At 65.9% G+C, this 7518-nt stretch carries 8 protein-coding genes and 1 pseudogene; 2 read left to right on the forward strand and 7 right to left on the reverse strand.

Annotated features, from left to right (window positions below):
* The 6 genes and pseudogenes from AB4Y86_RS07810 to dinB form a co-directional block, all read right to left on the reverse strand.
* Nucleotides 1-394: pseudogene (locus AB4Y86_RS07810) on the reverse strand (peptidoglycan D,D-transpeptidase FtsI family protein); the annotation flags it as partial.
* 44 nt (nt 395-438) lie between these two features.
* Nucleotides 439-1101: a hypothetical protein gene (locus AB4Y86_RS07815; protein WP_441401622.1), complete on the reverse strand. Its 663-nt coding sequence runs from the start codon at nt 1099-1101 to the stop codon at nt 439-441.
* Complete coding sequence (rsmH, locus tag AB4Y86_RS07820; protein WP_441401624.1) at nt 1098-2099, reverse strand: 16S rRNA (cytosine(1402)-N(4))-methyltransferase RsmH; 1002 nt, start codon at nt 2097-2099, stop codon at nt 1098-1100. Before rsmH ends, AB4Y86_RS07815 begins: the two co-directional genes overlap by 4 nt.
* A gap of 204 nt (nt 2100-2303) precedes the next feature.
* Nucleotides 2304-2732: a division/cell wall cluster transcriptional repressor MraZ gene (mraZ, locus tag AB4Y86_RS07825; protein WP_160666519.1), complete on the reverse strand. Its 429-nt coding sequence runs from the start codon at nt 2730-2732 to the stop codon at nt 2304-2306.
* Between the two features lie 399 nt (nt 2733-3131).
* Entirely contained in the window at nt 3132-3503 is a 372-nt protein-coding gene (locus AB4Y86_RS07830; protein WP_441401627.1) for a DUF3040 domain-containing protein, read from the reverse strand.
* A 287-nt stretch (nt 3504-3790) separates the two neighbouring features.
* On the reverse strand, nt 3791-5041 hold the full coding sequence (gene dinB / locus AB4Y86_RS07835; protein WP_441401629.1) for a DNA polymerase IV: 1251 nt from the start codon (nt 5039-5041) through the stop codon (nt 3791-3793).
* Between the two features lie 73 nt (nt 5042-5114).
* Between dinB and AB4Y86_RS07840 the strand changes: the two genes are divergently transcribed.
* Nucleotides 5115-5645 carry a hypothetical protein gene (locus tag AB4Y86_RS07840; RefSeq protein ID WP_441401631.1) on the forward strand — a complete coding sequence of 177 codons (531 nt, stop codon included), beginning with the start codon at nt 5115-5117 and terminating at the stop codon, nt 5643-5645.
* Nucleotides 5642-6736: a polyprenyl synthetase family protein gene (locus AB4Y86_RS07845; protein WP_441401633.1), complete on the forward strand. Its 1095-nt coding sequence runs from the start codon at nt 5642-5644 to the stop codon at nt 6734-6736. Before AB4Y86_RS07840 ends, AB4Y86_RS07845 begins: the two co-directional genes overlap by 4 nt.
* A 111-nt stretch (nt 6737-6847) precedes the next feature.
* Here AB4Y86_RS07845 and AB4Y86_RS07850 read toward each other — a convergent pair whose 3' ends face one another.
* Nucleotides 6848-7201 (reverse strand): Rv2175c family DNA-binding protein, encoded by a 354-nt coding sequence (locus tag AB4Y86_RS07850; RefSeq protein ID WP_441401635.1) that lies wholly within the window; start codon nt 7199-7201, stop codon nt 6848-6850.
* Between the last annotated feature and the right edge of the window lie 317 nt (nt 7202-7518).

Raw genomic sequence — 7518 nt, forward strand, 5'->3', positions numbered from 1 at the left:
TCTTCATACCGAGGACGTTCGCGAGCTCTTCGATGCCCTGGTCGCGGGGGATCTTGACGATGGTGTCCTTGCCGTCCACCGGCTCGAGCCGGGGGAACGACTCGGTCTTGGTGTTGACTGTCTGGTCCACCACCACGTTGTAGCGGATCACGCTGCTGGCCAGGACGTTGCCGCTGGCGTCAAGGATCTTGCCGCGCTCGGCCGGGAGCACCGTGGGCGTGAGCCGGTTCTTCAGTGCTGCCTCGGCCATGCCGCCCATGTCCAGGCCCTGAACGAGGAAGAGTTTCCCGCCGACCACCAGCAGGAGCACAAGCATGATGCCGAGCCCGACCCGCAGCCTCCGCGTGGCGCCTGGCGTCTTGCCTGTTCGTGCCTTGCTGGTGTTCTGCGCCACGATCTTTCCTCGCTGCTTGCCTGGTTGGTCTGTGGTCCCGTCCGCTATTTTCCGGGGGCCTTCTGGGCTGGGGCCGGGACGGACCCGCCGTGCAGGTCCACGGCCGGAGCGGCGGGTGCCGGCGCCGGTACGACGAGCGCCGGAACCGGGGCTGCGGGCACCGGAGTGCTCTCGGCGGGTTTGCGGTTGTCGAGCGGGTCCTTCGCCGTGACGGCCGGAAGCACGTCCGCCACCCCTGTGACTGCGGGAGGGGCAATCACGGCACCGGGAGCGTCACCCTTCACGGCGGGTTTGGGCTTTCCGGTCACCGCAAGCGTGGACAGGTCGATCTGGCCCTTGGCCGTCGCGGCCACCATGCCCAGCTCCGTGGCCTTCGCGGCGAGATTTTGGGGGGCGTCGAAGTGTTGCACCTGCTGTGTGAGGTCCTGGTTCTGTTTGGTCAGCCTCGACTGCTGGGCGCGGAGTTCCACCAGCTGGTACTGCGCCGAAGAAACGGAGATGTTCAGGACCAGCACCGCCATGAGCGCCAGCGCCAGGATTCCGAAGCACATGACTACGAATGGGGCACGGCGCTTGCGCGGCGCGGACCGGACGACGGACAGCGGGGTGCGGGTCTTGCGGGCCGGCCCGCCCGGGTGCAACTCCGGCAGGGCACGGGCCGTCGCAGCTGTGGCAACGGGGAATCTGTTGACGGCGGCGGTGCTCATGCGACTCTCCTGGCTTTGATACGTTCCACGGCCCGGAGCCTGGCGGAGGCAGCGCGTGGGTTTTCGGCGATTTCTGCGGCGGTGGGCACCTCGGTGCCCTTGGTCAGGGTCTTCAGTTCGGCCTTGTGCTCCTCAAGCTCCACCGGGAATCCGAGCGGGGCCGAGGATTTGGAGCCTGCCTGGAAGACACCCTTGACGATCTTGTCTTCCAACGAGTGGTAGGACATCACGACGATCCGTCCACCCAGCGCGATGGAGGCCACCGCTGCCGGGATCGCCCGTTCCAGGACGTCGAGCTCCTCGTTGACCTCGATCCGGAGCGCCTGGAAAGTCCGTTTGGCGGGGTGGCCGCCGGTTTTGGCGGCACCGGCGGGAACCACGGCGCGGATCGTTTCGACCAGTTCGCCGGTCGTGGCGAAGGGCTTCGCGGCCCGTGCGGCGACGATCCGGTTGGCGATCCGGCCCGCGAACTTCTCCTCGCCCCACTTCCGGATGATCCGGACGAGTTCTTCTTCGCTGTAGTTGTTCACCACATCGGCGGCAGTCTGGCCTCGGCTGGTATCCATCCGCATGTCCAGCGGGGCGTCGAAGGAGTAGGCAAAGCCGCGTTCGCGCTCGTCCAGCTGCAGCGACGAGACGCCCAGGTCCATCAGGATGCCGTGCACTTCGCTGAAGCCAAGGTCTTCGATAACTTCGGCGATTTCGTCGTACACCGCGTGGACCAAGTCGGTGCGGTCGGCAAACGGCCGGAGGCGCTCCCCGGACAGAGCGAGAGCTTCCTCGTCACGGTCGATGCCAATCAGGTGCAGGTCCGGGAACCGCTGCAGCATGGCTTCGGAGTGGCCCCCCATGCCGAGCGTGGCGTCCACGACGACGGGCGTCTCACCCCGGCGTCGTGCTTCCTCGAAAGCGGGGGCCAACAAATTTATGCACCGGTCCTTGAGGACCGGTACATGGCGTTCGGACGTAGGCTTCGCCTGGTTGGAGTCGTCACTCATGCCTGCGTCCTTTCGTTGCCGGGAGTGCCTGTCAGTTGCTGCTGCGAGATGTTGGTGTGCTGCTTCTTGATCCAGATCCCCATCCGCGCCTACCCGGCTGCCGCCTGGCTCCGGGGAAGTGAGCCAGGTGAACTGCCGGATGGGCGGCTGGAGATCTCGGTCAAGAAACGTTGTGGTGCTGGTGCTGGCGGAGCTTGCGGGGCGTTAGAGAATCCCGGGGATTGCGTCGTCGGTCTCCGAGAAGGCGGTTTCCTTTTCGGCGAGGTACTCGTTCCAGGCCTGGGCGTCCCAGATCTCTGCGCGGGTGCCGGCGCCAATGACCGCCAGTTCCCTGCCGAGACCTGCGTATTCCCGGAGCGCCGGCGGAATCGTCACGCGCCCCTGCTTGTCAGGTACCTCGTCGGAGGCTCCAGAGAGGAAAACGCGGATGTAGTCACGAGCCTGCTTGGAGGAAATTGGAGCCTCCCGCATCTGTTCGTGAACCCGTCCGAATTCCGCCTCACTGAAGACGTAGATGCAACGTTCCTGGCCCCTTGTGAGAACCAGTCCGCCGGCAAGTTCCTCGCGGAACTTCGCGGGAAGGATAATCCGACCTTTTTCGTCCAGACGCGGCGAATGTGTGCCGAGAAACACGGCCCACCGCCTGTCTTTAGTAGAAAGTCCAACGTCCCCTGTGCTGCCACTACCCTCTTACGTCCTCCACATTACTCCACTTCACTCCCCCGTCAACGACATCTGGGCTATTTTCGCGCAATTTTGAGGCAGTTTGGGCTCAACCGTCCCTTGCGAACAATGGGAAGGAGGAAAAGTGGTGGCCAGTGGAGGGATTTGTGCGCCGCGGCGCCGCGGCTTCCCGCCTGCCGACCACATCGACTGCTCCGTAACCGCCGTTTTAGCCCCGCATAAGGGCAGTTACGGAGCAACCGACGCCGGATTAACAGGAAAAGACCCGCCGAAGCGGGTCTTTTCCGGCCGGATACAGGCCGTGGTGGTGCGGAGTGGAGGTGTGTCCTGGTGGGCGTGCGGCGGCGGTCAGGAGTCCCCGCGGTGCCTTTCCTCCCAGCGCTCCTCAAGGTTGCTCATGAAGGAACTGCGCGGCTTGCCGGACTTTTTAGTCGCACCGCCGGCCTTGGTCCTGCCGCTGGAGCTGCGCAATGTGGCGTAATAGACACCGGCGCCCATGACGACGAAACCCACTACCCCTACGAAGATGTTTTGCAACGTCACGCCAAGCAACAGCAACAGAATGCCGGCAAGGGCGCCCAGGACCCCGATGACCAGATGACGGGTGGACCAGGAGCGACCCGGATCCGAGCCCATGGAGCTGGCGAACTTGGGATCGTCCTCGTGCAGCTGCTTCTCAAGTTGCTCCAGCAACTYCTGTTCGTGCTCCGAGAGCGGCATCACGACCTCCTTAAGTCGGCCAACGTCCGGACTTGACGCGGCCCTTGTCCCTAAACCCCTAACGTCCGGGAGGGCCGGCTGGTTCCCATTGCTCCAATCGGAGGAGAAGGTCGCCTCACGGTGTCCCTGAAAGGTGTTTAGTTGGCATGAACCACGGTCCGAACGTTCGATCCGGTCGTTCGAAATCTACGTATATCTAGGATAGTTTGTTGCGCCCCGTTCTGAAAGACGCTGTGGCCAGCTTCGCCCCAGTCCCATGCCTGCCGGTCCGCCATGTGCCGGCCCGTTCAGCCTAGGCCCGGACCGGGTTCCGGGCGGGACGCAGGGCCGGGGTCCAGCAACCGGGCCGGAAGTACGGATTTGTTCCCGAACTTGCGGGTCACTCGGTCCAAGGCCTGCTCGGCGGCGCGCCAGTTGTCGTCCCGGCGGTCCAGGCTGAGCTGCAGCGGCGCCTGTGCCGCTTCCTCGAGCTGCTCCGCACGGATCCCAACCAGCCGCACCGTCATGGGCCGCGGGCCGACCGACTCAAGCAGCTGCAGGGCGACGCCGTAGAGCAACTGCGCGCTGTCGATCGGGGTGGCCACGGTGCGGCTTCGGGTGATCGTGGAGAAGTCGGCGTAGCGCAGCTTCAAGGCGACGGTCCGGGCGTGCATGCCCGCGCTCCGCAGCCGCTCAGCCGTGCGGTGCGCCAGCCGAAGCAGCTCCCGGTGAAGCAGCGCATCGTCAGCCGTGTCGACCGCAAAGGTCTCCTCGGCGCCGATGCTCTTCTCCAGCCGGACGGGCGTCACGGGCCGGGGGTCGATCCCCCACGAGAGCCGGTAGACGTGCTCGCCGGTGGCGCCCAGGATCTTTCGCAGCGAGGGCAGCGGCGTAGCTGCGACATCGGCAACCGTGCGGATCCCCATTCGGGCGAGCACCTCCACGGTTTTGGCGCCGACCCCCCACAGCGCGTTGACCGGCAGGGTGTGCAGGTAGGGAACGGTCTCGTCCGGACCGATCAGCAGCAGGCCGTCCGGCTTGCACCGGGTTGAGGCGATCTTGGCGACGAATTTGCTCGCCGCGATCCCCACCGATGCCGTGATGCCCAGTTCGCCGGCAACCCGACGTCGGACCAACTCGCCGATCTCCCGCGGTGTCCCCAGCCGGCGGATGGCGCCACCGACGTCGAGGAAGGCCTCGTCGACACTCAGGGGCTCGACCAGGTCGGTAATCGACTCGAAGATGGCCATGATCTGGCCGGATACCTCGTAGTACAGCTTGTGGCGGGGTTCGATGATGACCGCTGAGGGGCACATCCGTGCCGCGACCACCATGGGCATCGCGGACTTGACGCCGAACTTGCGGGCCTCGTAGGAAGCAGACAGCACCACGGAGCGGTCCGCGGGATAGCCCACGATCACGGGCCGGCCCTTGAGGTGCGGACGGCTGCGAAGCTCCACCGAGACGAAGAAGGCGTCCATGTCCACGTGCAGGATGCTGCTGCGCCGGAGTTCGCGAAGGCTCGCTTCGCTGTTCTGATTCCCGCTCTCCGGCCCCACGCATCAATCCTATGCGCAGGGACTGACTAAACTGGAGGCTGCATCCGGCGTCAACACCAGGAGGAATGTCCCTGTGAAGGTTTTTGGAGAGCGCAAACGCGCCGTGGCGGTACTGGCCGCCGCCGGCGCCCTGCTGGCCCTGGCCGCCTGCACCCCCGGCCAGGGGGCCACGTCAGCGTCGTCGCCGTCGGCGTCTACGGCGGCCGCGACCAGCGAGGCCTCCACCACGGCCCCTCCCAGCCCGTCCGCCCAGCCTGGCACCTCCGCCACCGTGGGCGCCCTCGTGGCCGGCTTCCCGGAGCAGCTGCTGCCGGTGATGCCGAGCGCCAAGGTGGAGTCAAGCAGTTTCGACAAGACCCGGACCCCGGCGACGGTCGCGCTGGTGGGGAAGATCACCTTACCGGCTGCCGGCGTCGTGGCGTACTACAGCAAGCAACTGGAAGACCAGGGCTTCAAGCCGGTCCCCGGCGAGGCCGTGGGGTCCGTAGTATCCAAGGACTTTCTCCGCGGTGACAATGAAACGGTGAACCTCGCTGTGGTGGAGACCGCCGGGGTCTCCACGTTCACCATCGGCGCCAACGTCGCCGCTGAGTCCGTCAAGTGAGCGTGGCCGAGCAACTGCGGGTTGAGCAGACAGACTTCGTAGCCGCCGTCGCCGGCAAGCTGACCGGCTTCCTGACGGATCGCACCACGCTGATGTCGGCCATATCTCCGGACATCGACCCGCTGATGGGTTCCATCTCGCACCTCGTCACGGGCGGCAAACGCCTTCGCGCCCTGATGTGCTACTGGGGCTGGCGCGGGGCAGGCGGCGACGCCGGTGCCCGCGAGGTGGTCACGGCCGGCTCGGCACTCGAGCTGTTCCAGGCCGCCGCCTTGATCCACGACGACATCATTGACCGTTCCGACACCCGCCGCGGCGGACCGAGTGTGCACCGCCGCTTCAGCGAACTGCACGCGAGCCAGGGCTGGGCCCTCGATCCGGAGCGCTTCGGCCACGCCGCTGCCATCCTCACCGGTGACCTGTGCCTGTCCTTCAGCGAGGAGTCGTTCACCGAAATCGGCGACCGGGCGGCTTCCGGAAGCCGGGCCCGGCTTATCTTCAACCTGATGCGCGCCGAGGTCATGGCCGGTCAGTACCTGGACATCCTGGAGGAGGTGGCCGGGCCGCACCGGGACCGGGCCGGCGCCGTCAGCCGCGCCCAGTCGATCATCCGCTTCAAATCGGCCAAGTACTCCACCGAGCACCCGCTCGCGCTGGGGGGTGCGCTGGCAGGCGCCCCCGACGAGCTGCTCCGCGGCTATTCCGCCTTCGCCCTCCCCCTCGGTGAGGCGTTCCAGCTCCGCGACGACGTCCTGGGAGTGTTCGGCGACCCCCTCACCACCGGCAAGCCCGCCGGCGACGACCTCCGCGAAGGCAAACGGACTGTGCTCATCGCCTTCGCCCTCGATCAGGCGTCACCGGCCGAATCGAGCTTCATCGACGCCAAGCTGGGCAGCCCGGACCTGGGCGACGGCGACGTGGCGGAAATCCGCCGGATCATCATCGATTGCGGGGCGCTCCAGGCCACCGAAGTCCTGATCGAGGAGTTTGGCCGGGCGGCACTGGCGGCCCTGGACCTGCTGCCGCTGGAGGAGCTTCCCAAGACGGCGCTCCGGAAACTGGCCGAGGCCGCGGTCAGCCGCGCCGCCTGACGGCACCAGCCTGACGGCGTCCGGAGATGCGAAAGGCCGTGCAGGGCATCAGCCGCCGTGCACGGCCTTCGCCGTACTGCTCTAGTTCATCCTGAAATATCGTGCTGCTGCTTACCAGGCCATGGTTTGGGCCCGGCGCCGGATCTCCGTCTTGCGGCCCTCACGGAGCGCGTCGATCGGCCGGCCGCGCAGGGACTCGTCAGCGGTGAACAGCCAGGTAATGAGTTCCTCGTCCGAATAACCAGCGTCAGCGAGGACAACGATCGTGCCCTTGAGGCTCTCCACGGCGTGGCCGTCCTGGATGAAATCCGCCGGGACGGAGCGGATCCGCCGGTCGCCGATCCGCAGTGCCGCCAGCGCACGCTCGTCCAGCAGCGCATGAACTTTCGTGATGGAAACATCCAGCAGCTTGGCCACATCGGGCAGGGGCAACCATTCGCCTACAAGGCTTTCTACAGTACTCACGGATCAAGATTGCCATGCCGGGGCGGATTGCGCCTAGTCGGCCACGGCCTGCTAATGCGACCTCTTAACGTGGCGAAACCCAGATGCAGGCTAATAAGCCGCCCCCGCTGGCCGTTCGCGGTGCGGAACGGGCCCGGGAGGGCCGCCCCAGGGCCGCCGGCCGGGCCCACCTGTCGGGTCGGCGGGCGACACTCCAGAAATCCGTGTTTGCGGAATGTCAAACAGTTCTTGTGCTATTTCGCAATTCATGAGAGATTCACATAGTTCACATTTGTAACGACAGTATCTTCAGTATCTTTAGTCACACTGGTAACACC

This window comes from Arthrobacter sp. 2YAF22_2, from assembly GCF_052114645.1.
In the GTDB taxonomy this organism is placed as follows: domain Bacteria; phylum Actinomycetota; class Actinomycetes; order Actinomycetales; family Micrococcaceae; genus Arthrobacter.